Annotated in this window: 22 protein-coding genes; 11 read left to right on the top strand and 11 right to left on the bottom strand. The window is 61.3% G+C overall.

Going from position 1 to position 20,653, the window contains the following annotated elements; genetic code table 11:
- Positions 1 to 132: 132 nt before the first annotated feature.
- Genes dapD through ASG19_RS04805 form a run of 4 tightly spaced genes read left to right on the top strand, consistent with a single transcriptional unit; the run spans position 133 to position 3,454 of the window.
- Positions 133 to 993: a 2,3,4,5-tetrahydropyridine-2,6-dicarboxylate N-succinyltransferase gene (gene dapD / locus ASG19_RS04820; protein WP_062453987.1), complete on the top strand. Its 861-nt coding sequence runs from the start codon at positions 133 to 135 to the stop codon at positions 991 to 993.
- 15 nt (positions 994 to 1,008) lie between these two features.
- Entirely contained in the window at positions 1,009 to 2,205 is a 1,197-nt protein-coding gene (gene dapE, locus ASG19_RS04815; protein WP_062453986.1) for a succinyl-diaminopimelate desuccinylase, read from the top strand.
- A complete protein-coding gene (locus ASG19_RS04810) occupies positions 2,189 to 2,809 on the top strand; it encodes a hypothetical protein (protein WP_062453985.1) in 621 nt (206 codons plus the stop codon). The genes dapE and ASG19_RS04810 overlap by 17 nt, the downstream gene beginning before the upstream one ends.
- A 48-nt stretch (positions 2,810 to 2,857) precedes the next feature.
- Positions 2,858 to 3,454: a hypothetical protein gene (locus ASG19_RS04805; RefSeq protein WP_062454916.1), complete on the top strand. Its 597-nt coding sequence runs from the start codon at positions 2,858 to 2,860 to the stop codon at positions 3,452 to 3,454.
- Here ASG19_RS04805 and truA read toward each other — a convergent pair.
- From truA to def, 3 genes are read right to left on the bottom strand one after another with little or no spacing between them, the layout of a single operon-like run.
- A complete protein-coding gene (gene truA, locus ASG19_RS04800; RefSeq protein WP_062453984.1) occupies positions 3,442 to 4,206 on the bottom strand; it encodes a tRNA pseudouridine(38-40) synthase TruA in 765 nt (254 codons plus the stop codon). The two genes, ASG19_RS04805 and truA, sit on opposite strands and share 13 nt — an antisense overlap.
- Positions 4,206 to 5,141 carry a methionyl-tRNA formyltransferase gene (gene fmt / locus ASG19_RS04795; RefSeq protein WP_062453983.1) on the bottom strand — a complete coding sequence of 312 codons (936 nt, stop codon included), beginning with the start codon at positions 5,139 to 5,141 and terminating at the stop codon, positions 4,206 to 4,208. The genes truA and fmt overlap by 1 nt, the downstream gene beginning before the upstream one ends.
- 59 nt (positions 5,142 to 5,200) lie before the next feature.
- A complete protein-coding gene (gene def, locus ASG19_RS04790; RefSeq protein ID WP_062453982.1) occupies positions 5,201 to 5,716 on the bottom strand; it encodes a peptide deformylase in 516 nt (171 codons plus the stop codon).
- A gap of 205 nt (positions 5,717 to 5,921) precedes the next feature.
- Between def and rmuC the strand changes: the two genes are divergently transcribed.
- Positions 5,922 to 7,034: a DNA recombination protein RmuC gene (gene rmuC, locus ASG19_RS04785; protein ID WP_244476113.1), complete on the top strand. Its 1,113-nt coding sequence runs from the start codon at positions 5,922 to 5,924 to the stop codon at positions 7,032 to 7,034.
- A 49-nt stretch (positions 7,035 to 7,083) separates the two neighbouring features.
- Positions 7,084 to 7,986 (top strand): ribokinase, encoded by a 903-nt coding sequence (locus ASG19_RS04780; protein ID WP_062453980.1) that lies wholly within the window; start codon positions 7,084 to 7,086, stop codon positions 7,984 to 7,986.
- A gap of 94 nt (positions 7,987 to 8,080) precedes the next feature.
- Here ASG19_RS04780 and ASG19_RS04775 read toward each other — a convergent pair whose 3' ends face one another.
- Both ASG19_RS04775 and ASG19_RS04770 read right to left on the bottom strand, forming a co-directional pair.
- Positions 8,081 to 8,809 (bottom strand): EF-hand domain-containing protein, encoded by a 729-nt coding sequence (locus ASG19_RS04775; protein ID WP_062453979.1) that lies wholly within the window; start codon positions 8,807 to 8,809, stop codon positions 8,081 to 8,083.
- Positions 8,810 to 8,914: 105 nt separating this feature from the next.
- On the bottom strand, positions 8,915 to 9,628 hold the full coding sequence (locus ASG19_RS04770) for a pyrimidine 5'-nucleotidase (protein ID WP_062453978.1): 714 nt from the start codon (positions 9,626 to 9,628) through the stop codon (positions 8,915 to 8,917).
- A 106-nt stretch (positions 9,629 to 9,734) separates the two neighbouring features.
- Between ASG19_RS04770 and ASG19_RS04765 the strand changes: the two genes are divergently transcribed.
- Positions 9,735 to 10,637 carry an EamA family transporter gene (locus tag ASG19_RS04765; RefSeq protein ID WP_062453977.1) on the top strand — a complete coding sequence of 301 codons (903 nt, stop codon included), beginning with the start codon at positions 9,735 to 9,737 and terminating at the stop codon, positions 10,635 to 10,637.
- 21 nt (positions 10,638 to 10,658) lie between these two features.
- On the opposite strand, the gene argB is transcribed toward ASG19_RS04765, so the two are convergent.
- The gene (gene argB / locus ASG19_RS04760) at positions 10,659 to 11,546 is read right to left on the bottom strand and encodes an acetylglutamate kinase (RefSeq protein WP_062453976.1); all 888 of its coding nucleotides are present in this window, start codon (positions 11,544 to 11,546) and stop codon (positions 10,659 to 10,661) included.
- 142 nt (positions 11,547 to 11,688) lie between these two features.
- On the opposite strand from argB, the gene ASG19_RS04755 reads away from it, so the two are divergent.
- From ASG19_RS04755 to ASG19_RS04745, 3 genes are all read left to right on the top strand, one after another.
- The gene (locus ASG19_RS04755) at positions 11,689 to 12,228 is read left to right on the top strand and encodes a sigma-70 family RNA polymerase sigma factor (RefSeq protein ID WP_062454914.1); all 540 of its coding nucleotides are present in this window, start codon (positions 11,689 to 11,691) and stop codon (positions 12,226 to 12,228) included.
- Positions 12,225 to 12,965: an anti-sigma factor gene (locus ASG19_RS04750; protein ID WP_062453975.1), complete on the top strand. Its 741-nt coding sequence runs from the start codon at positions 12,225 to 12,227 to the stop codon at positions 12,963 to 12,965. Before ASG19_RS04755 ends, ASG19_RS04750 begins: the two co-directional genes overlap by 4 nt.
- A gap of 170 nt (positions 12,966 to 13,135) precedes the next feature.
- Positions 13,136 to 13,693 carry a fasciclin domain-containing protein gene (locus tag ASG19_RS04745; protein ID WP_062453974.1) on the top strand — a complete coding sequence of 186 codons (558 nt, stop codon included), beginning with the start codon at positions 13,136 to 13,138 and terminating at the stop codon, positions 13,691 to 13,693.
- A gap of 82 nt (positions 13,694 to 13,775) precedes the next feature.
- Here ASG19_RS04745 and yihA read toward each other — a convergent pair whose 3' ends face one another.
- From yihA to rpmH, 5 genes are all read right to left on the bottom strand, one after another.
- Positions 13,776 to 14,429 (bottom strand): ribosome biogenesis GTP-binding protein YihA/YsxC, encoded by a 654-nt coding sequence (gene yihA, locus ASG19_RS04740; protein WP_062453973.1) that lies wholly within the window; start codon positions 14,427 to 14,429, stop codon positions 13,776 to 13,778.
- A 58-nt stretch (positions 14,430 to 14,487) separates the two neighbouring features.
- A complete protein-coding gene (locus ASG19_RS04735; RefSeq protein WP_082476190.1) occupies positions 14,488 to 15,444 on the bottom strand; it encodes a DMT family transporter in 957 nt (318 codons plus the stop codon).
- 193 nt (positions 15,445 to 15,637) lie between these two features.
- Positions 15,638 to 17,446: a membrane protein insertase YidC gene (gene yidC / locus ASG19_RS04730; protein ID WP_062453972.1), complete on the bottom strand. Its 1,809-nt coding sequence runs from the start codon at positions 17,444 to 17,446 to the stop codon at positions 15,638 to 15,640.
- Entirely contained in the window at positions 17,446 to 17,838 is a 393-nt protein-coding gene (gene rnpA, locus ASG19_RS04725) for a ribonuclease P protein component (RefSeq protein WP_062453971.1), read from the bottom strand. The genes yidC and rnpA overlap by 1 nt, the downstream gene beginning before the upstream one ends.
- Positions 17,839 to 17,863: 25 nt before the next feature.
- Positions 17,864 to 17,998, bottom strand: a complete 135-nt coding sequence (gene rpmH, locus ASG19_RS23405) for a 50S ribosomal protein L34 (protein WP_062578914.1) — start codon at positions 17,996 to 17,998, stop codon at positions 17,864 to 17,866.
- Positions 17,999 to 18,481: 483 nt separating this feature from the next.
- Here rpmH and ASG19_RS04720 point away from each other — a divergent pair, with 483 nt between their 5' ends.
- Positions 18,482 to 20,518 (top strand): methyl-accepting chemotaxis protein, encoded by a 2,037-nt coding sequence (locus tag ASG19_RS04720; RefSeq protein WP_062453970.1) that lies wholly within the window; start codon positions 18,482 to 18,484, stop codon positions 20,516 to 20,518.
- Positions 20,519 to 20,653 lie beyond the last annotated feature (135 nt).

The following is a 20,653-nucleotide window of genomic DNA, read 5'->3' as shown; positions in this document are numbered from 1 at the left end:
TGCGTTGACGCCAATTCGCATTGACGCTTGAGTGCCGGTCGCTTAGAGCAATTGGCACCATTTGGCCAGCCACACGGCTGTGTCCCGGGCCTTTGCGGCCATCACGATATCGACGACGACGAAGGATTCTCCATGAGCAGCGCAGACCTCTCCTCCCTCGAAAAGACGATCGAAACCGCGTTCGACAACCGCGACACTGTGACGATCTCGACCAAGGGAGAGATCCGCGATGCCGTTGAGCAGTCGCTGAACCTGCTCGATGCCGGCGAGGCCCGTGTGGCCGTGCGCGGCGAGGATGGCAGCTGGACCGTCAACCAGTGGCTGAAGAAGGCGGTTCTTCTGTCCTTCCGTCTCAACGACATGGAAGTCGTCAAGGGCGGCCCCGGCGCCTCCACCTGGTGGGACAAGGTTCCTTCGAAGTTCGAAGGCTGGGGCGAGAACCAGTTCCGTTCGGCCGGTTTCCGCGCGGTGCCGAACGCCGTCGTGCGCCGCTCGGCCTATATCGGCAAGAACGTCGTGCTGATGCCGTCCTTCGTCAATCTCGGCGCCTATGTCGATGAAGGCACGATGGTCGATACCTGGGCAACCGTCGGCTCCTGCGCACAGATCGGCAAGAACGTGCACCTGTCCGGCGGCGTCGGCATTGGCGGCGTGCTGGAGCCGATGCAGGCCGGCCCGACCATCATCGAGGACAACTGCTTTATCGGCGCCCGTTCGGAAGTCGTCGAAGGCTGCATCATTCGCGAAGGCTCGGTCCTCGGAATGGGTGTCTACATCGGCAAGTCGACCAAGATCGTCAATCGCGCCACCGGCGAAGTCTCGTTCGGCGAAGTGCCGCCTTACTCGGTCGTCGTTGCCGGCTCGATGCCGTCAGGCAATGCCACGATGCCGAACGGCCTGGCCGCACCGCATCTCTATTGCGCCGTCATCGTCAAGACGGTCGATGAAAAGACCCGCTCCAAGACCGGTATCAACGAACTGCTGCGCGACTAACCGAAGGCAATCCCGATGTCCGCTGTCGATCCGATCGCAAACCTGCGGGACCTCATCCGCTGCCCGTCCGTCACGCCCGCCGAAGGCGGCGCATTGTCGGCGCTTGAGGCGATGCTTTCGCCGCTCGGCTTTACCGTCGAGCGGATGGTGGCGACCGAGCCCGGCATGCCCGACATCGAGAACCTCTACGCGCGGCTTGGAACGACCGGTCCGCATCTGATGTTTGCCGGCCACACGGATGTGGTGCCGGTCGGCGACGAGGCATCCTGGAGCCATCCTCCGTTTTCCGCCGAAATCGAGGGCGGAGAAATGTTCGGCCGCGGCGCCGTCGACATGAAGGGCGGCATTGCCTGCTTTGCTGCAGCGGTTGCCCGCCATATCGAAGAACACGGCGCACCGCAGGGCTCTATCTCCTTCCTGATCACTGGCGACGAGGAAGGCCCGGCCGTCAACGGCACCGAGAAGCTGCTGAAATGGGCAGCCGACAAGGGCGAGCGCTGGGATGCCTGCCTGGTCGGCGAACCGACCAATCCGGATGTGCTGGGCGACATGATCAAGATCGGCCGCCGCGGCTCCGTCTCCGGCAAGGTTAGGGTCCATGGCATCCAGGGCCACGCCGCCTATCCGCATCTCGCCGATAACGCGGTGCGCGGGCTGCTACCCCTGGCGCATGCCCTGATGCACCCGCCCTTCGACGAAGGGACACCGGAATTCCCGGCCTCCAACCTCGAAGTCACCACGGTTGATATCGGCAACCCGGCAACCAATGTCGTGCCGGCCAAGGCGAGTTTCGCCTTCAACATCCGGTTCAACGACACCTGGACAGCCGAAACCGTCCAAGCCGAGATCCTGCGCCGTCTCGATGCGGCCGCAGGCGACCAGACGCTGCGTCCCGGTCGCGACAAAGTCCGTTACGAAATCGTCTGGGCCGAGCGACCGAGCCACGTCTTTTTGACCCGCAACAACGCTCTGATCAGTTCGCTTTCGGGCGCCGTCGAGGCGGTGACGGGCAGGGTGCCCGCGCTGTCGACCACCGGCGGCACATCCGATGCGCGTTTCATCAAGGATTACTGCCCGGTCGTCGAGTTCGGCCTCGTCGGCCAGACCATGCACATGGTGGACGAGCGGGTAGCGATTGCCGACCTCGAAACGCTGACGCAGATCTACGGAACCTTCCTCTCCCGCTGGTTCGGCGATGCTGCGGTTTCATGACCTCAGCCATCACTTAAGCGGTCTCTGGCTGCTGATCCGCGGCGATGCGCGCGGCCTCAGCGCCTTCGACATTTCCGACAAGGGCGTTGCCCGGTCCTTTCTCGCGATCCTGTGGTGCCTGCCCGCGATCGTCGCGGGATGGATGTTCAAGCGTGCCGAATATGCGCAGGCGCATCCAAGGGGCGGTGACGGTGTCCTCGCATTCGCCGGAAAGATGTTTCTGGTGGAGATCGCGCAGTGGATCGTTCCGGTTCTCGCCATCTGCCTCGTCGCTGTCGCCTTCGGACTGCGACCGCTGCTGCGCACGCTGATCGTGACGCGCAACTGGTTCACGGTGCCACTGGTCTATGCGTCTTACGTGACGGCATTTCCGGTCAGCCTTGCGCTGGGCAGCCTGTTCGGTGCGGGCCTCGTTTACCGATATGGATTGCTTGCCGTCATGCTCGCCGTTCTCGTCGGTGCAGTTCTTCTCTACTGGCGGCTCCTGACGACGGTTGTCGGCGGTTCCCCATGGTTGCGGGCTTCGCTGCTCGGGTTCACCGTGTTGACCGAACTGGTCGTCGTGTCCTGGCTGGAGACAAGCCTTGGAGTGACGGTCGCATGATTGCCCACCGCGGACATTCTTCCCGCATTCCCAATCCAAGAGGTGCCGATGCCCAGCTACGCTGAAGTCCGGTTTTACGTGTCCGGCATCTGGCTGCTGATCAAGGGCGATGAGCAAGGGTTCAAACAGCTCGATCTCTCCGACCGCGGCCTGCTGCGCTCCTTCTGGGCCTTTGTCTGGTGTCTGCCGGCAATGTTCGTCACCTGGGCCTGGTGGCGGATGATGTTTCTGCAGGCGATGCCGCCGGGGACGAAGACCGGTGGCCTGTTCTTCTTCCGGCTCGGCATGCTGGAGGCGATCGACTGGATCCTGCCGCTCATTCTGGTGGGCATCGTCTGCGCGCTATTCGGGCTCGGCCAGAAATTCCCGACGATGGTGATCGTGGTCAACTGGCTGTCCGTGCCGTTTGCCTATGCCTACGCAGTTCTGGCGGCAGCCTTCATCCTGCCGATCGGCATGACCGGATTTCTGGCGCTTCTACATCTGTCGCTGCTGGTTGCCGTCGTCGTCGCGCTGACGCGAGTGATGCACATGCTTTGCGGCCCGCAGCCGCTGCTGGTGACGGCACTGGTGATGGTGCTGATCGTGCCGGACATGCTTCTGTCCGAGGTGCTGCAGCGGTTCCTGGGCGTCTATCCGTCCTGACGGTCGTCGGGATAATCCACCTTCATGAAATAAAGACCATCCGGCGGGGCCACCGGGCCGCACTGCTTGCGGTCGCGTGCCTCGAGCGCTGCCCTAACGTCTTCAGGCGTAACCTTGCCTTGTCCGGCGATCTTCAGCGTTCCGGCAAAGGAGCGGATCTGGTTGTGCAGAAAGCTTTGAGCCGAAGCGCGGATCTCGATCAGATCGCCTGAGCGCGTCACGTCCAGCCGGTCGAGCGTCCGGACCGGGCTTTTCGCCTGACAGTGGGTGGAGCGGAAGGTGGTAAAATCATGATGCCCGACCAGCATCTGGGCTGCGGCATGCATCGCCTCATGATCGAGAGGTTTTGACACCCACCACGCCCGGTTCGCCTCGAGCGCTAAGGGAGAAGGCCGGTTGAGAATGCGGTAGAGATAGTGCCGCTTGGTGGCCGAGAACCGCGCATCGAAGGTCTCGTCGACGAGGCTGACATCGATGACCGAAACCTTTTCCGATGCCGTCATCAGATAGGCGTTGACGGCGTTGCGCAGCTTGTAAGGCACCCACTCGCGGGAAAGATCCGTATGAACCGTCTGGCCCCAGGCATGCACGCCTGAATCGGTCCGCCCTGCGCCACGGACCGATACCGTCTCGCCGGTCAGCTTCAGGATCGCTTTCTGCAGCGCGGCCTGCACCGAATGACCGTTGTCCTGCATCTGCCAGCCCACATAGGACGTGCCGTCATATTCAACGATCATCTTGTAACGCGGCATCAGGCGACCCGCATTCCGGCCGTCATCGCCGTGCCACGCAGGAAATCGGCGGCATCGAGCGGCTTGCCGCCGGCCTTCTGCAGCCGCCTCAGACAAACGGCGCCTTCACCGCAGGCGATCGTCAAGTGATCGTCCAGAACAGTGCCGGCGTCTCCCTGTCCGGAGCCTAAGGCAGACGAGAGAACCTTGATCCGTTCCGGCTTTCCGTTGATCTCGGCCTCGAACCAGGCGCCCGGAAACGGGGAAAGCCCGCGAATATGGTTGTGAACGTCGCGCGCAGACCTCGAGAAATCGATGCGCGTTTCGCCTTTGTCGATCTTCGACGCGTAGAGCACGCCGTCCTCAGATTGCGGTGTCAGCGGCAGGTCGCCGGCTTCCAGCTTCTCCATCGCCTCGACCATGGCGCGGGCGCCCGTCAGCATCAGGCGGTCGTGCAGCTCGCCTGCGGTCATGGCCTCGCCGATCTCGACTTCCTTGGTAAGCGCCACCGGGCCGGTATCGAGGCCCTTTTCCATCTGCATCACCATCATGCCGGTCTTTGCATCGCCAGCCATGATGGCGCGCTGGATCGGGGCAGCACCGCGCCAGCGCGGCAGCAGCGAAGCGTGGCCGTTGTAGCAGCCGAGCCGGGTGCCGGTCAGAATCGCTTCGGGCAGAAGCAGGCCATAGGCAACGACCACGGCGACATCCGCCTTGAAGGACCTGAAGATCTCACGGTCGTCCTCACTTTTGAAATTGAGCGGTGTCAGGACCGGAATGCCGAGAAGTTCCGCGGCCTGATGCACCGGCGACTTGACGAGATCGAGCCCGCGGCGCCCGCCCGGACGCGGCGGCTGGCTATAGACCGCGACGATCTCGTGGCCTGCCTGCTTCAGGTTCTGCAGCGTCGGCACGGAAAATTCCGGCGTGCCCATGAAGATGATGCGAAGAGACATGGACCTTTTCGCGCCCGCAAGGAACGCGCCTTCAAACCGAGATTGCCTGCAAACGATCGCTAGACCGCCTTCGCCTTGGCAGCCTTGGTAAACCTCTTGATCACCATTTCGCGCTTCAGGCGCGATATATGGTCGATGAACAGCACGCCGTCCAGATGGTCGATCTCGTGCTGTAGGCAGGTCGCGAGCAGGCCATCTGCTTCGATCACGTGCTCCTTGCCGTCGCGACCGAGATGCTTGACGGTCACGGAGGCCGGGCGCTCCACCTCGGCATAGTATTCCGGGATCGAGAGGCAACCTTCCTCATACACCGATCGCTCATCCGAAGAGCGGATAATTTCCGGATTGATCACGACGATCGGGTTCTTCTCGTCCTCCTCGCGGGACACGTCGACCACGAGAATGCGGCGGGCAACGCCGATCTGGATCCCGGCAAGGCCGATGCCCGGAGCGTCGTACATGGTTTCCAGCATGTCGTCCGCGAGCTTCAAAAGTGCGTCATCCACCCGTTCGAAAGGCTTGGACACCTGACGCAGGAGCGGATCTGGAAGAATGATAAGCGGCTTGATCGTCATGGCGATCCCATAACCTATCTTTTTCGCCGATGGAACAGCCCCGGATCGCCGTTTTCGATCAATGTTCCCGTTTTGATCTTTCCAATCCGCGGTTTTCTGCTAGCTTGCCGCCATGAATGACCTGTTCCCCGAGATTTCCCGTTTTCTGGAGAGCCAGCACCCACTGGTGCTGATGGCCGCTTCCTGCGTCTTCGGCATGCTTCTCATGTTGTTTCTCATGCGCCTTTCCGGAGGCAGCGGCCGTCAGGCGGAAGACGCCGAGGCCCGCATGGGGGAACTGATGCGGATGCAGGGTGAGATGCAGGGCAGGCTTTCGGCGATGGGCGAAACGCTTGCCGCGCGCCAGGTCGAACTCAGCCAGGTCGTCGGCCAGCGGCTCGATGGCATGACCCACCGGATCGGCGCAACCATCACCGAACAGACCAGATCCACCCATGACAACCTGCGCCAGTTGCAGGAGCGTCTGGCCGTCATCGATGCTGCCCAGAACAACATTCAGAGCCTTGCCAAGGATGTCGTGGGACTGCAGGCGATCCTCTCCAACAAGCAGACGCGCGGCGCCTTTGGTCAGGGCCGGATGGAAGCGATCGTTTCCGACGGCCTGCCGATGGGTGCCTTCGAATTCCAGAAGACGTTGTCGAACGGGTCGAGACCGGACTGCGTGATCCGTATGCCGAACAGCTTGCCACCGCTCGTCATCGACGCGAAATTTCCGCTGGAGGCATGGAATGCGTTTCGCGAAGCGGCTGCTCCCGAAGCACGCCGTGCCGCATCCCAGCAATTCCGTCGCGACATGGAAGTCCATATCCGCGATGTCTCGGAGAAATACCTGATCGCCGGAGAAACGCAGGACACCGCCTTTCTCTTCGTGCCGTCCGAATCGATTTTTGCCGAGATCCACGAGCATTTCGAGGGCGTGATCCAGAAGGCGCAGCGCGCGAGGATCGTCATCGTCTCGCCGTCGCTGCTGATGCTGTCAATCCAGGTCATCCAGGCCGTGCTGAAAGACCAGCGCATGCGCGAGCAGGCGCATCTGATCCAGGGCGAGGTGGCCTCGCTGATGGAGGATCTCGGTCGCCTCGACGAGCGGACCCGCAAGCTGCAATCGCATTTCTTCGCAGCCCAGAAGGATGTCGAGCAGATCGTGACGTCGACCGAAAAGCTCGGCCGGCGCGGTGCAAGGATCGAAGCGCTCGAACTGGAAGCACCGGTGGCCGCCCCGATACCCCACGCTGGACCAACCCCCGCAGTTCCGGCATCCGGCGCAGTCGAAAGCCGCACCGGTTCGCTGCGCTTGAGGGTAGTTGACGAGGACTGATCCTCTCGGGCAGTGTCAGCCCGCATTTCACAAAACAGGCAGGCACAGCATGATCACCGTCTTCGGCTCCATCAACATGGATCTTATCGCAACGACGGAGCGGTTGCCGGGCCCGGGCGAAACGGTTGTGGGTTCGACCTTTGCGACGGCCTCCGGCGGCAAGGGTGCGAACCAGGCACTGGCCGCCCGCCGCGCAGGCAGCGACGTGCGCATGGTCGGCGCGGTCGGAAACGACGGTTTTGCAGACCCGGCGCTGGCTTTGCTCCAGGCATCCGGAACCGACCTGTCAGCGGTCACGCGGACAAACATTTCGACCGGCACAGCACTGATCCTGGTCGGCGATGACAGCGGCGAGAACATGATCGCCGTCGTGCCCGGTGCCAATGGCACGATCGGCGAGGCGCAGGCGCAGGGCGCGGTGGAGGCCATGTCTCCATCAGACACGTTGATGCTGCAGCTCGAGATCCCGCCGGCAGCCGTCGAGGCCGCACTCCGTGCAGCAAAGGCGAAGGGCATCCGGACGATGATCAACACTGCGCCGCTGACGGCAGATGCGGTTCGACTATCCGGCCTCGCCGATATCGTAGTCGCCAACGAGACCGAATTCGAGTTGCTCGCAGGTTGCACGATCATCGACGCCCAAGCGCGCGAAGAAGTTTTGCGCCGCCTTCACAGTGAGACCGGCCAGACGTTCGTGGTCACGCTCGGTGGCGAAGGGGTCGTTGCCATGCTTGATGGTGAAATCCTGTCGGCCAAGGGCCTGAAGATAGAGCCCGTCGACACGGTGGGTGCCGGCGATACGTTCTGCGGCTATCTGGCTGCAAGTCTCGATCAGGGGATAGGCTTTGCAGATGCCCTGCGGCGCGCAGCCGTTGCGGGCTCGCTCGCATGCCTTCAGAGAGGCGCTCAGCCGTCTATCCCTGAGGTATCGGCCGTTGAGGCGCGGCTCTGACACGTTTCTGACAGTTGAAACGACTGGACCCGCCTCCCGGAAGGGAAGGCGGGTCCATCAGACGACTACCGGTCTAGTTCAGGGGGGCGTAGAACTAGAGGGGGCGGTCCGGCAGGTCGTCGATCGTGATCTGTCCGTCCTTGTTCGTGTCCATGCGGGCGAACAGCTTTTCGGTGGCAGCAGCGGCTTCTTCCTTGCTGATCTTGCGATCGCGGTTCTCGTCGATCATGCGGAACATGCCGGGGCCCATCATACCGTCGCCAGGTCCACCCCTAGGACCGCGATCTCGGCGAGCTTCCCGGCGCTCGTGCCGGTCGTGGTGGCGGTCACGGGCCTGTTCGCGGTCGGCACGTGGTCCGTCAGCCTTGGGGCCCTCAGCCTTAGGGCCTTCACCCTCGGGTCCTTCTGCCATCGGGCCGTCTGCATCCGGGCCTTCGTCCTCAGCCTCTTCAGGCGTCGGCGGCGGGTTGTTCTTGCGGAACTCGGCCATCTTGTTGTCACGGAAATCAACCATTTCACCGCGGGTGATGGACCCGTCCTTGTTGAGGTCGATCTCGGCGAAAAGCGCTTCCTGGCGAGCGGTCAGCTCTTCCTTGGAAATCTTGCCGTCCTTGTTCGTATCCGCCTGCTTGAGAAGGCGAACGAACATTACATCCTGCATCATCGCAGCGCGTGGACCGCCATGCGGGCCGCCGTCAGGGCCTCCGCGTCGACCTTCATGGTGGCGTGGTCCGTCAGGGCCTGGTGCAGCGAAGGCGGGGATGGCTGCGCCAGCGATAAGAGCAGCGCTCAGGCTTGCCAAAACTATCTTCTTCGCGATCATCGAGTGGTCCTTTCCGGTTGCTTCGATAGCCTGAAGATAGGATCGGCAACTGGTCAAAACCACTTAAACATCTGTAATGTAGATGAACTTTTGGTAAGGCGCGGCCTACGCGAATTTGAGGCCTGACAGGAATGCGGTGAGATCGTCGGTGACGTAATCGATGTGATCGTCCTCGTCTGAAAACTTTTCCCAACGCTCGATGACGACAGTATCGAGATTGCGCGGCACCAGCAGTACTGTGCGCATGCCGAGCGCTTTCGGAACGACGAGGTTGCGCGGCAAGTCCTCGAACATGACAGCGTTCTTCATGTCGACCGTGTGGAGGCTGGCAAACTTGTCGTAGGTTTCGTCGGCGGGCTTGGGCAGGTAACCGGCGGCAACGATATCGAAGATGTCGTCGAAATCGTCGAGAATTCCAAGCGCGCGGGCAGCCGCCTGCGCATGAGGAACGCTTCCATTGGTAAAGATGAACTTGCGGCCGGGAAGCGCCCGGATTGCCTCGCCCAGTTCCGGATGCGGCGACAGTGTCGAATAGTCGATCGCATGCGCCCGGTCGAGAAACCCATCCGGATCGATGCCGTGGTTGAGCATCAGGCCCTGCAGCGTCGTGCCGTGCTCGTGATAATACTGCTTCTGCAGCCGCTTGGCCTCGTCATGCTCCAGCTGCAGCAGTTCCTGCACATAGGCCGTCATGTTCTTGTCGATCTGCGAAAACAGATTGACGTGATGCGGGTAGAGCGTGTTGTCGAGATCGAAAACCCAGTCACGGATGTCTGCGAAATCGGCGGCGTCAGGGGCAGTCTTCGGCGTCTTGTCCATCGCCGTGTTATGCCAGCGTTTGGATGAGAAGAAAATCCGCTTCGACGAACATTTACGGGCCTTGCCGACCTTGGCCGATGATCGGGCCGCGTGATACCGCCTTGCGATGGAACTTTGGATCCCCATCACCATCGCTGCCGCCTTTTGCCAGAACCTGCGGTCAGCGCTTCAGAAGCATCTGCAAGGCTCGCTCGGCACCCGCGGCGCAAGCTTCGTGCGCTTCGGCTACGGATTTCCGCTCGCCGTCATCTACGTGCTCGTTCTGCATTTCGGTGTGGGCTATGCATTGCCCAGCCCGGATCTCGAGTTCGTATTCTGGGTCGTGCTCGGCGGGCTCGCGCAGATTTTCGCGACCATGCTTCTGGTCTATCTGTTTTCGCTGAGGAATTTTGCGGTCGGCACCGCCTATTCGAAGACCGAGCCGGTGCAGGCGGCAATCTTCGGCTTCATCATTCTGGGCGATAAACTGACCAGCGGCGGAATAGTGGCGATCATCGTCGGGGTGGTCGGGGTGATGCTGATCTCGATGGCCAATCTCCCGATTTCCTGGCGCAACCTCGGCACCGCCATGGTCGGCAGGATCGCTCTGATCGGCATGGCCTCGGGCGGCCTCTTTGCCATCGCCTCGATTTCCTTCCGCTCCGCCTCGCTGTCGCTCAACGGACCCAATTCGATCATGCAGGCCGCCGTCACGCTGACCTGCGTCACGATATTCCAGACCGTCTTCATGCTGATCTGGATGCTGTGGAAGGACAAACGCGAAATCGTCCAGGTCGTACGCACCTGGCGCTCCTCGGCGCTTGTGGGGCTCGCTGGCGTGGTCGGCTCCGCCTGCTGGTTCACGGCGATGACGTTGCAGCAGGTGGCCTATGTGAAGGCGCTCGGACAGATCGAGCTGATCTTCACCTTCGCCTCGTCCTATTTCTTGTTCCACGAACGGCTGAACCGCATGGAACTGTCGGGATGCCTGCTGATCGTCTGCGGTATCCTCGGCCTTCTGATGTCCTGAAGGCCGAGCTCTTGCTGCTGATCAGGGAACGATCAGCGTGCCCGCACCGTGTTCGGTGAAGATCTCGAGCAGCACCGAGTGCGCGGTCTTGCCATTGAGGATGACGACGCCCTGAACGCCCGCGCGGATCGCCTCGATGCAGGTTTCGACCTTGGGGATCATGCCGCCGGAAATCGTGCCGTCCTTGATCAGCGCCTGCGCCTGCGCGACGGTCAGTTCCTTGATCAGGTTCTTGTCGCGGTCGAGAACGCCCGGAACGTCCGTGAGGAACAGCAGGCGGGTGGCATGCAGCGCGCCGGCAATGGCGCCAGCAAACGTATCGGCATTGATGTTGTAGGTCGCGCCGTCGCGGCCGGGTGCGACCGGGGCGATCACCGGGATCATCTCGGACTTGGCGAGCAGATCGAGCAGCGTCCGGTCGACTTCGACAACCTCACCGACGAAGCCGAGGTCGAGCACGCGCTCGATGCGGCTGTCGGGGTCGATGATGGTCTTTTTGGCCTTTTCGGCAAACACCATGTTGCCGTCCTTGCCGCAGAGACCGATCGCCCACTCGCCGGTCTGATTGATCAGCGCGACGATTTCCTTGTTGATCGATCCGGCCAGGACCATCTCGACGATCTCGACCGTCTTTGCGTCGGTGACGCGAAGCCCGCCCTCGAATTTCGATTCGATGCCCATCTTGGTCAGCATCGCGCCGATCTGCGGGCCGCCGCCATGAACGACGATCGGGTTGACGCCGGACTGCTTGAGAAGCGCGATATCGGCCGCAAACGCCTTGCCCAGAGCCATATCGCCCATTGCATGGCCGCCGTATTTGACGACGATCGTCTTGTTCTCGTAGCGCTGCATATAGGGCAGCGCCTGTGCCAGAAGTTGTGCCTGAAGTTCGCTTTCCGAAGCCGTCATGGAAATACCTCTGGGGAAATGTGTGGGGCCTTTTAACGCATGTTTTTGACAGATCAAATAATTCATGAGCAAAATTACGGTCAGGCGTGTATGTGGCGGCGATGCGTTGCGTCTTGTGCCGCACGGGGAGGCTTTGGTTTTGGTGAGTGATCGCGAGATTGCCGAATTGATCGGCCGCGTAGGTTTGCGCGACCGGACGGCATTCACAAAGCTTTATTCCGGCGTTTCGCCGAAACTATTCGCAGTCTGCCTGCGTATCCTGAAGGATAGGGCCGAATCAGAAGATGCCCTGCAGGAGATTTTCGTGCGGATATGGCAGAGAGCCGATCGGTTTGCCCCTTCGGGAACAAGCGCAGCCGGTTGGCTCGTCGCAATCGCCCGAAACCATTCGATCGACCGCCTTCGCGCCCGCCGGCCCGTGACGGACGCTCTGGAAGACAGGACGGATATCGCCGACCTCGGTCCTGATCCGGAGGAGGCGTCGGTGATGCGCGGTGAAGGAAGGCGCATTGACAGCTGCATGCAGGAGCTCGATCCTGACCGCGCAGGGGCGGTCAAAAGCGCCTATGTCGAAGGCCTGACCTATCAGGAACTGGCGGAACGCCATGGCGTGCCGCTGAATACGATGCGAACCTGGCTGAGGCGCAGCCTTCTCAAGCTGAGGGAGTGCCTGGACCGATGACGACACCAGACCAAAGCGAAAACGATCGCTCCCGCGACCAGCTTCTGGCTGGCGAATATGTGCTCGGGGTCCTGCCGCTTGACCAGCGCCGCCGCGTCGAGGATCGCATCGTCCGTGATGCGGCCTTTGCGGCCATGGTGATGCGCTGGCAGGACAACCTGTCTTCCGACCTCGATGCGGAATACGGCGAGGAACGTCCGCCGAAAGGCGTTTACGCCAGGATCGAAAAGCGCGTCTTCGCCCAGAACGGTTTCGGAAACGAGCTGGCACGCGGTGGATGGTGGAACTCGCTGCTTTTGTGGCGCGGCCTGTCATTCGCCTCGATTGCCCTTTTGGTGACATACGCGTCCTTGTCAACGGGCTGGATCGGCGGACCTGTGGGTGGCTCTGCGCCGGGCAAGCAACTGGTCGCCGAGATGAGCGGCGAGGGCAATGCGTTCGGCCTGAGGGCGCGGTATGACGGTGCCAGCGGTCGCTTGCAGCTGACGCCCGTTGCCGCAACGACGGCGGAACGCCGCTCGCTCGAACTGTGGCTTGTCCCCGGCAGCGGTGAAGAGGCAATCTCGCTCGGTATACTGCCGGAAAGCGGCAGCGACACGATCGAAGTGCCGGCCGGGCATCGCAAGCGTGTCGAGAACGGCGCGTCCTTCGCCGTCAGCCTTGAACCATTGGGCGGCTCGCCGACCGGTCACCGGACCGGGCCGGTTCTCGCCGTCGGAAAGATCCGGGATCTCTAATTAAGGGATGCTAAATCAAAGGCATAGCGGATTTCTGTCTTCGCGTCGCCAGCCTTTGAAACTCTTCCCGCTTTCCTCTCGTCTCTAGCCATGTCCCCACAGAGGGAAAGCCGGACCTGGGAGGCGCCTTCAGCGCCGGGGTCGTTCAGGCTGTAGAGAGGAAGAGAACAATGTTTAAATCCGCAATCCGCCTTGCCGCATGCGCCGCAATCCTGTCCGCCTCCGTTGCCGGCGCCTACGCCGCAAACCCGAAGGTCGGTGGCGCTGCCATGTATGAAGACAAGAACATCGTCGAGAATGCCATGAACTCCAAGGATCACACGACACTGGTCGCCGCCGTGAAGGCTGCGGGCCTCGTCGAGACCCTGCAGGGCAAAGGTCCGTTCACCGTGTTCGCGCCCACCAACGAAGCCTTCGCTGCGCTGCCGAAGGGCACTGTCGAAACCCTGCTGAAGCCGGAAAACAAGGCACAGCTGACCAAGATCCTTACCTGCCACGTCGTGGCCGCGAACGCCATGTCGACCGCGATCGAAAAGATGATCAAGGACGACAAGGGCACGCATGACGTCAAGACCGTCGGCGGCTGCGTTCTGAAGGCCAAGGAAAGCATGGGCAAGATCACGCTCACCGACGAAACCGGTGGTGTGGCCACTGTGACGATCGCCGACGTCAAGCAGTCGAACGGCGTCATTCACGTCATCGACAAGGTTCTGCTGCCGAAGATGTAACGGCTGACCCAAACAGGTCGAAGCCTCGCATAGAGATCCGGTCGCCTGTCGCAGGCGGCCGGATTTTTGCGTTTCGGGAGATTTACCGGCCGATGGTCTTCATGATCTCAGCGCGCAGCTCGTCCAGGCCGCGGCCTTTCTCAGACGATGTCGACAGCACTTCCGGATAGGCGGCGGGCCGCTTGCGGATCTTTTCGAGCGTCTCGGCAATCAGCCTCGGAACCGCAGGATCCTTGATCTTGTCCGTCTTGGTCAAGACGATCTGATAGGAGACGGCGGCCTTGTCGAGCAGGTCGAGCACGTCCTCGTCGTTCTTCTTGATGCCGTGGCGGCTGTCGATCAGCACATAGACGCGCTGCAGCGTGGCGCGGCCCCGCAGGTAATCGAACACAAGCTTCGTCCAGGCATCGACGTTTTCTTTCGGCGCCTGCGCATAGCCGTAGCCGGGCATGTCAACCAGCGCCATCGGCGGCAGGTCGCCTGCCTGGCCGGAATAGCCGTCGGGCACGAAGTAGTTCAGTTCCTGTGTGCGGCCCGGCGTGTTGGATGTGCGCGCCAGCCCTTTGTAGCCCACGAGCGCATTGATCAGCGAGGACTTGCCGACATTCGAGCGTCCGGCAAACGCGATCTCAAGCGGTCCTTCCGGCGGCAGAAACTCCATCGAGGGCACGCCGCGGATAAAGATCCACGCGCGGCCGAACAGCGTCTTTTCCTCGGAATTATGGTCTGCGGCCATGGTCTCGTCGTCCTGTCTTCAATTCAAGGACATCGCTTCCGGGTTTTAGCCCCATATGTCAAGCGTTCGACCGGTTCTGTCTCTTCTGGCGACGAAACTCGAATGTCAGATGGGTGATGAGCGCCGCAAGGATCAGCACCCCGCCCGCGATCGTGCGCGGTGCCGGGATCTCGCCGTGGATCACGGCGACCCAGACGGGCCCGAGAACGGTTTCACCAGTGCCGAGCAGGGCAGCCAGCGCTGAGGGGATAAGCCGCGCACCGGTGACGAACAGTGCCATGCCGAGCCCGAGATTGAGCGCACCGAAGATGAAGAGAATACCGAGTTCGCCCGGGGTGACCGCGAGGTTCGAAGACATCGTCAGCGCGATCATGCCGGCTGCAAAGCATCCGAAGCAGGTGGCGGGTGTCATCCGCACATGCGGGTAACGGCGGGTGATGACGGTCGCCAGCGCAAACACCAGCGGAATGATCAGCGCCAGACCGTCTCCGAGCGGCGAGACCTTTCCGGTAAACGAGGACGATACCATGATGCCGACACCGACGATCACGGTGCCGATCGCAAGCCAGGTAACCCCCGATATGCGCTCGCCGTAAAACAGCCAGACCATCAGCGCCGCAAACAGCGGCACACCGGCACCGAGCAGCACCACATTGGCGACGGTCGTATACTGGATCGATATGATGAAGCAGGTGGACGCCACCATGAAGCAGAGGCCGACCGAAAGGCCCGGCCAGCCCATGCTGCGAAACAGCGCCACCGTGCCGCGCGGCCCGTCGCGCAGCAGCATGAAGGCGAGCAGGAACAGGGTGCCGAACAGGCTGCGCCAGAACACGATCGTCCAGCTGTCGGGGATATCGAGAAAGCGGGCGATCGCACCGCCGAAACTCCAGGCAAAAGCAGAGCCGAAGACGAGCAGGGCGCCGATACGGTATTCCGAGCCGGGAAGGCTCGCGGGGATCGTGCCGGCCAAGGGTGGACCCGGTGGGGTGGGCGGCGGGAAGGGCGCGGGCATGGGACTGTTCCGGTTGCTGGAGCAATTCCAGCGTCAGCATGTTCTACTCTGCTTGCGGAACTTGCCTCGGGCAACCTAGCGCCGGCCTAAAGGCGGGACTGATCCACCCACGCCAGCCAATGTCGCTTTCCGCTCGCTAGGCTCTCAATCGGCCAAAGAAAAACCCCGGCGAACCGGGGTTTCTGAAGAATAGCTATTTGGACGCCGCGGGCTTTCGTTTGAACAGCCCCTTCATGTTGTCGAACAGCTCGATCTTGGCGCCGTGGCGCTTCATGATCAGGGCCTGCTGCGACACCGAAAGCGTGTTGTTCCATGCCCAGTAGATCACGAGACCGGCCGGGAAGGATGCCAGCATGTAGGTGAAGACCAGCGGCATCCAGGTAAAGATCATCGCCTGTGTCGGATCCGGCGGCGTCGGGTTCATGCGCATCTGGATGAACATCGTGATGCCCATGATGATAGGCCAGACGCCGATCATCAAGAAATGCGGGACGTCGTAAGGCAGAAGACCGAACAGATTGAACAGCGATGTCGGGTCCGGCGCAGAAAGGTCCTGGATCCAGCCGAAGAACGGCGCATGGCGCATTTCGATGGTGGTATAGATCACCTTGTAGAGCGCAAAGAAGACAGGGATCTGCAGCACCACCGGCCAGCAACCGGCGATCGGGTTGATCTTTTCTTCCTTGTAGAGCGCCATCATCGCCTGCTGAAGGGCCATGCGGTCATCACCGTGCTTGGCCTTCAGCTCTTCCATCCGCGGCTGCATGCGCTTCATGTTGGCCATGGAGGCATACTGCTTGCTCGCCAGCGGGAAGAAGAGCAGCTTGACGACGACGGTTGTCAAAAGGATTGCCACGCCGAAATTGCCCACGTGACGGAAGAAGAAGTCCATCAGTTTGAACATTGGCTTGGTGATGAAGTAGAACCAGCCCCAGTCGATGACGAGATCGAAATGCGGGATCTTGAGCTGCTCGACATACTGGTCGATCAGCGGAACTTCCTTGGCGCCGGCAAACACGAGGCTCTTCAGCTCTGTCGACTGGCCGGGAGCGATCGAAAGCGCGTCGCCCTTGTAATCCGCCTGGTAACGCGGCTGGCCGTCGGTGAAATGCGTGAAGCGGGATTCGAACGGCATCGCCTGTGGCGGCACGATCGTCGAGGCCCAGTATTTGTCGGTAATGCCGAGCCAGCCGCCGGTCGCCTTCGTGTTGGCGACAGCCTCTTCCTCGATATTGTGATAGGTATGTTCGCTGAGGCTGCCGTCGGCACCGAGAACGCCGATGAAGCCTTCGTGGATGACCCAGACGGACGGCGTTGCCGGCTTGTTGTAACGGGTCACGCGGCCATAGGAGGAGATCGAAACCGGCTCTTGGGTCGGGTTGTCGATCTTGTCGTTGACCGTGATCATGTAGTGTTCGTCGATCGCGATGGTGCGGTTGAAGACGATGCCCTTGTCGTTCGTGAACGACAGCGTCACCGGCGTTTCGCGCGTCAGCCGGTCGCCGCCAGCAAGCGTCCACCGCGTGCCGGAACCGGGTACGGTGCCGCTGGTGTCGCTGCCGATGTAGCCAAGCTCGGTGAAATAGCCGTCTCTGGTATCGGCCGGGGAGAATAGCGTGATGATCGGGCTCTTGTCGTCGACCGTCTCATGATATTCGCGAAGCTTCAGATCGTCGAAGCGAGCGCCGACCAGGTTGATGGAGCCGGAAACGGCCGCGGTCTCGATCGCAACGCGCGGAGACTTTGCAAGCGCCTCTTCGCGGGTAGCCGTCGCCTGCGCCTGGTTTGCGCCAGGAAGGTTGCCGGTCGAGGTTGCAGCGCCCGGGCTTTCCGGGGTGAAGTTCTGTCCGGCCTGCTCGGTGGTCTGCTGCTGCTGCGCAAGCCGTGCTTCGTCGGCGCGCTGCTGAGCTTCCATCCTCGGGTTCATATAGAGGAACTGCCAGGCAAGGACGATCATCACAGAAAGTGCGATCGCGATGAAGTAATTGCGGTTTTTTTCCATCATGCTTTCCTGGAAAGGGTCTCCTCGGACCGCTTCGATTTCGGCAGGCTTTCGATGCGCTCGATGAGCTGTGCCGTCATGTCTGCAAACGGGGTCTTGAGGACCTCCCTCCGCGCGACAATGACATAGTCGTGTCCGTTCTTCATTGCAAATGCGGCTGAGTGCCGAACCGCCTCTTTCAGGCGGCGGCGCATGCGGTTTCGTTCAACCGCGTTGCCATGCTTCTTGGTAACAGTAAATCCGACCCGCGGCGCTTCGTCCGGCTGATGTCGATCAAGGACTTCCAGAAGGAAAGTCCGGCCGCGTCGGGTTTCACCCTTTCGCACGGCAAGGAACTGCGGCCGGCTTTTCAGCCGCCCGGCAGTCTTCTTGTTCGTAGGTTCGGTCGTCATCGCCCGCTATCCGGGCATCCCGGCGTTAAGCCGAGAGACGAGCGCGGCCACGTGAGCGGCGAGCGGCAAGAACCTTCTGGCCACCCTTGGTTGCCATACGGGCGCGGAAGCCGTGACGACGCTTGCGAACAAGCTTGGACGGCTGGTAGGTACGCTTCATTTTTTTAATACCGCGGTGTGCGGCCCTTCTTGAAGTTTGCTTCGTTAAAAGCAAGAGCGTTTAGGAAACGTTCGGGCGCCGGCCGCAGTGCGACTGTGAGCCTTGTGAACGTGCGCGGCTTATAAGGGGAAGAGGCGCGAAAAGTCAATCGCAGCACCGCGATTGCGCTCGGTTCCGGGCAGTGTCTGACGAAGTTGGCTGGATTCTGGATGTCGCGTTAACGCTTGTGTCCACACGGGCTTTCCATGTCCTGTAAGCCTGACGGATGAAAACCGTGCTTTCCCGGAGTAGACCCCATGTATTTTCGTGGATTCGGGAGACTTCAGTCAGTTGCGAGGCAGCGCTAGACTAGGCAGGCGCTCACTAATTGAGCTTTTGATCATCAACAAATGTTAATCTCTCAGTGCTATTTCTCGCACCATCAAGATGTAGGGGTTTAGGGCCCTCCGCATTTTTTAATTTGTCGCTTCGGGGGAATGCATTGTGAAGATAAGAGCCAAGATCAACATGCTCGTTGGTGTGATGAGCGTTGTAACCTGTGTCATCGGTGGCATATCGCTCTTCGCAGTCCAGAAATACAATCAGCAGACCAGAGACTATGCTGCTGTTGCGCAGCGCGTGTACCAGGGTGAGCATCTTAACCGCATGGTGACGGCCGTTGTTATGGATGCGCGGGGCGTCTATGCAGCCAAGGACGCAGCAAGCGCCAAGCCGTTCGGCGATGGTATCATGAAATCGCTTGCCGAAATCGAGAAGCTCATCGCCGCTTGGGGGCCGACCGTCCCGGCGGAGGAGAAGGAAATCTTCGACAAACTCGTCGCGCGCTTCCAGGAATTTAAGGCCTTCCGCTCCGAGACTGCGCGTCTGGGCCAAGCCGAAGGGCCACAGGCCGCCAACGTTCAGGGCAATAACGACGCCAATCGCGCCAACCGCAAGGCTTACCAGGAGCAGATCGACGCAATCGTCAAGATCGACCAGGCGGCGATGGACAAGCTCAGCGCCGAAATCGACGGCTTTGGCGACATGATCTTCTACAGCGTGCTCGGTGCTACCCTGCTGGGTGTGATGGGTGGTCTTGCATTCGGCATTTCGCTCGGTCGCAAGCAGATAAGCCAGCCGATTCTCGAGCTTACGTCTTCGATGAAGCAACTGGCCACCGGCGACTACGCTGCAGCTGTGCCCTTTGCGGGCCGTGCCGACGAGATCGGAGACATGGCCGAGGCCGTCGGCGTGTTCAAGAAGAACGGCCTCGAGGTGGCGCGGATGAGCGGTGCCGAAGCAGAGATGCGATCGAAGAACGATGATCTTCAGGCGCGCATGGCCAACGTCGTCGGCGCAGCGGTCGAAGGTGATTTTTCGCGGCGCATCGACAAGCAGTGGGGCGATGAAAACCTCGACCGGTTCGCACGCAATGTCGATCAGCTTGTCTCAAGTGTCGATGCAGGCGTGGCGGAAACGCGCCGTGTCATCGGCAGCTTGGCGGAAGGCAAGTTCGACGACAGCATGGCTGGCCATTTCAAGGGCGCCTTTGCCGAACTGCAGCAGAACGTCAATGCGACGATGGACACGCTGCGTGGCACGATGCGCAACATCCGTGCCGGAACCGGCGCGATGAACGACGGGGCATCCGAACTCAGCTCCGCCGTCAACGATCTCTCCAAGCGCACCGAGCAGCAGGCAGCGGCTCTGGAAGAAACCTCGGCGGCACTCGACGAGATCACGGCCGTGGTGAAGACCTCGACCGAGCGGGCCACCGAGGCGACCGTGATGGTGAGCGAAGCCAAGACCAGTGCCGTGCAGTCCGGTGAGGTGGTGCGCAGCGCGGTCGACGCCATGGGCCGTATCGAGCAGGCATCGCGCGAGATTGCCCAGATTACCAACGTCATCGACGAGATTGCCTTCCAGACCAACCTCTTGGCGCTCAACGCCGGTGTCGAGGCAGCTCGTGCGGGCGAAGCCGGCAAGGGATTTGCCGTCGTCGCACAGGAAGTGCGCGAACTGGCGCAGCGGTCGGCCAGTGCGGCCAAGGATATCAAGGCGCTGATCGGCAAGTCCGGTGACGAAGTGGCGGCCGGCGTGCGGCTCGTCCAGAACACCGGCCATGCCCTGTCCGACATTGAATCCCGCGTCATCAGCATCAACGATCACATCAACTCGATCGCCGTTGCATCGCGCGAGCAGGCGACCGGCTTGGCGGAGATCAACAGCGCCATCAACCAGATGGATCAGGTGACGCAGCAAAATGCCGCGATGGTGGAAGAAACATCCGCCGCGACCTCGAGGCTTTCCGGTGAAGCGGACAATCTTTTCGCACTCGTATCCAAGTTCCGGATCGACGGCGAATCGTCGGGTCATCGTGCGCCCGTCGCGGTCGCTTCCGGTTCTGCCACTGCAAGAACACCGGCGGCCCGCGTGTCCCCGGTCAAGACCATGACCAAATCGATCGCCCGCGCCTTTGGCGGCGGATCCGCCGCTGCGGCAGCGGCGCCGTCGGCAAGCGCGGACTGGGAAGAATTCTGAGCCGAACCACCCGTGCAAGCGAACAGGGGCCCAGGTGGTATCGTCCATCCGGGCCCTTTGTTTTTGTCGGTTCTGTCGTGCTTCAATCTAGCCCAGGAAACGCTCCAAGGCCGACTTCCGGTTGGGGGGTGGAAA

It is taken from the genome of Rhizobium sp. Leaf306 (assembly GCF_001423425.1).
Classification (GTDB): domain Bacteria; phylum Pseudomonadota; class Alphaproteobacteria; order Rhizobiales; family Rhizobiaceae; genus Neorhizobium; species Neorhizobium soli.
Note: the sequence above shows the minus strand (reverse complement) of the source record. Positions and strands in the feature narration are given on the sequence as shown.

What these genes read in the sequence shown, in the direction of transcription:
- ASG19_RS04765 (WP_062453977.1), top strand. Translation starts at nt 9,735, where the DNA reads ATGGAACTTTGGATCCCCATCACCATCGCTGCCGCCTTTTGCCAGAAC.
- def (WP_062453982.1), bottom strand. Translation starts at nt 5,716, where the DNA reads ATGACGATCAAGCCGCTTATCATTCTTCCAGATCCGCTCCTGCGTCAG.
- ASG19_RS04745 (WP_062453974.1), top strand. Translation starts at nt 13,136, where the DNA reads ATGTTTAAATCCGCAATCCGCCTTGCCGCATGCGCCGCAATCCTGTCC.
- truA (WP_062453984.1), bottom strand. Translation starts at nt 4,206, where the DNA reads ATGCCGCGTTACAAGATGATCGTTGAATATGACGGCACGTCCTATGTG.
- ASG19_RS04780 (WP_062453980.1), top strand. Translation starts at nt 7,084, where the DNA reads ATGATCACCGTCTTCGGCTCCATCAACATGGATCTTATCGCAACGACG.
- ASG19_RS04775 (WP_062453979.1), bottom strand. Translation starts at nt 8,809, where the DNA reads ATGATCGCGAAGAAGATAGTTTTGGCAAGCCTGAGCGCTGCTCTTATC.
- rpmH (WP_062578914.1), bottom strand. Translation starts at nt 17,998, where the DNA reads ATGAAGCGTACCTACCAGCCGTCCAAGCTTGTTCGCAAGCGTCGTCAC.
- ASG19_RS04770 (WP_062453978.1), bottom strand. Translation starts at nt 9,628, where the DNA reads ATGGACAAGACGCCGAAGACTGCCCCTGACGCCGCCGATTTCGCAGAC.
- rnpA (WP_062453971.1), bottom strand. Translation starts at nt 17,838, where the DNA reads ATGACGACCGAACCTACGAACAAGAAGACTGCCGGGCGGCTGAAAAGC.
- yidC (WP_062453972.1), bottom strand. Translation starts at nt 17,446, where the DNA reads ATGGAAAAAAACCGCAATTACTTCATCGCGATCGCACTTTCTGTGATG.
- ASG19_RS04735 (WP_082476190.1), bottom strand. Translation starts at nt 15,444, where the DNA reads ATGCCCGCGCCCTTCCCGCCGCCCACCCCACCGGGTCCACCCTTGGCC.
- ASG19_RS04810 (WP_062453985.1), top strand. Translation starts at nt 2,189, where the DNA reads ATGCTGCGGTTTCATGACCTCAGCCATCACTTAAGCGGTCTCTGGCTG.
- ASG19_RS04750 (WP_062453975.1), top strand. Translation starts at nt 12,225, where the DNA reads ATGACGACACCAGACCAAAGCGAAAACGATCGCTCCCGCGACCAGCTT.
- argB (WP_062453976.1), bottom strand. Translation starts at nt 11,546, where the DNA reads ATGACGGCTTCGGAAAGCGAACTTCAGGCACAACTTCTGGCACAGGCG.
- fmt (WP_062453983.1), bottom strand. Translation starts at nt 5,141, where the DNA reads ATGTCTCTTCGCATCATCTTCATGGGCACGCCGGAATTTTCCGTGCCG.
- ASG19_RS04805 (WP_062454916.1), top strand. Translation starts at nt 2,858, where the DNA reads ATGCCCAGCTACGCTGAAGTCCGGTTTTACGTGTCCGGCATCTGGCTG.
- dapD (WP_062453987.1), top strand. Translation starts at nt 133, where the DNA reads ATGAGCAGCGCAGACCTCTCCTCCCTCGAAAAGACGATCGAAACCGCG.
- dapE (WP_062453986.1), top strand. Translation starts at nt 1,009, where the DNA reads ATGTCCGCTGTCGATCCGATCGCAAACCTGCGGGACCTCATCCGCTGC.
- yihA (WP_062453973.1), bottom strand. Translation starts at nt 14,429, where the DNA reads ATGGCCGCAGACCATAATTCCGAGGAAAAGACGCTGTTCGGCCGCGCG.
- rmuC (WP_244476113.1), top strand. Translation starts at nt 5,922, where the DNA reads ATGTTGTTTCTCATGCGCCTTTCCGGAGGCAGCGGCCGTCAGGCGGAA.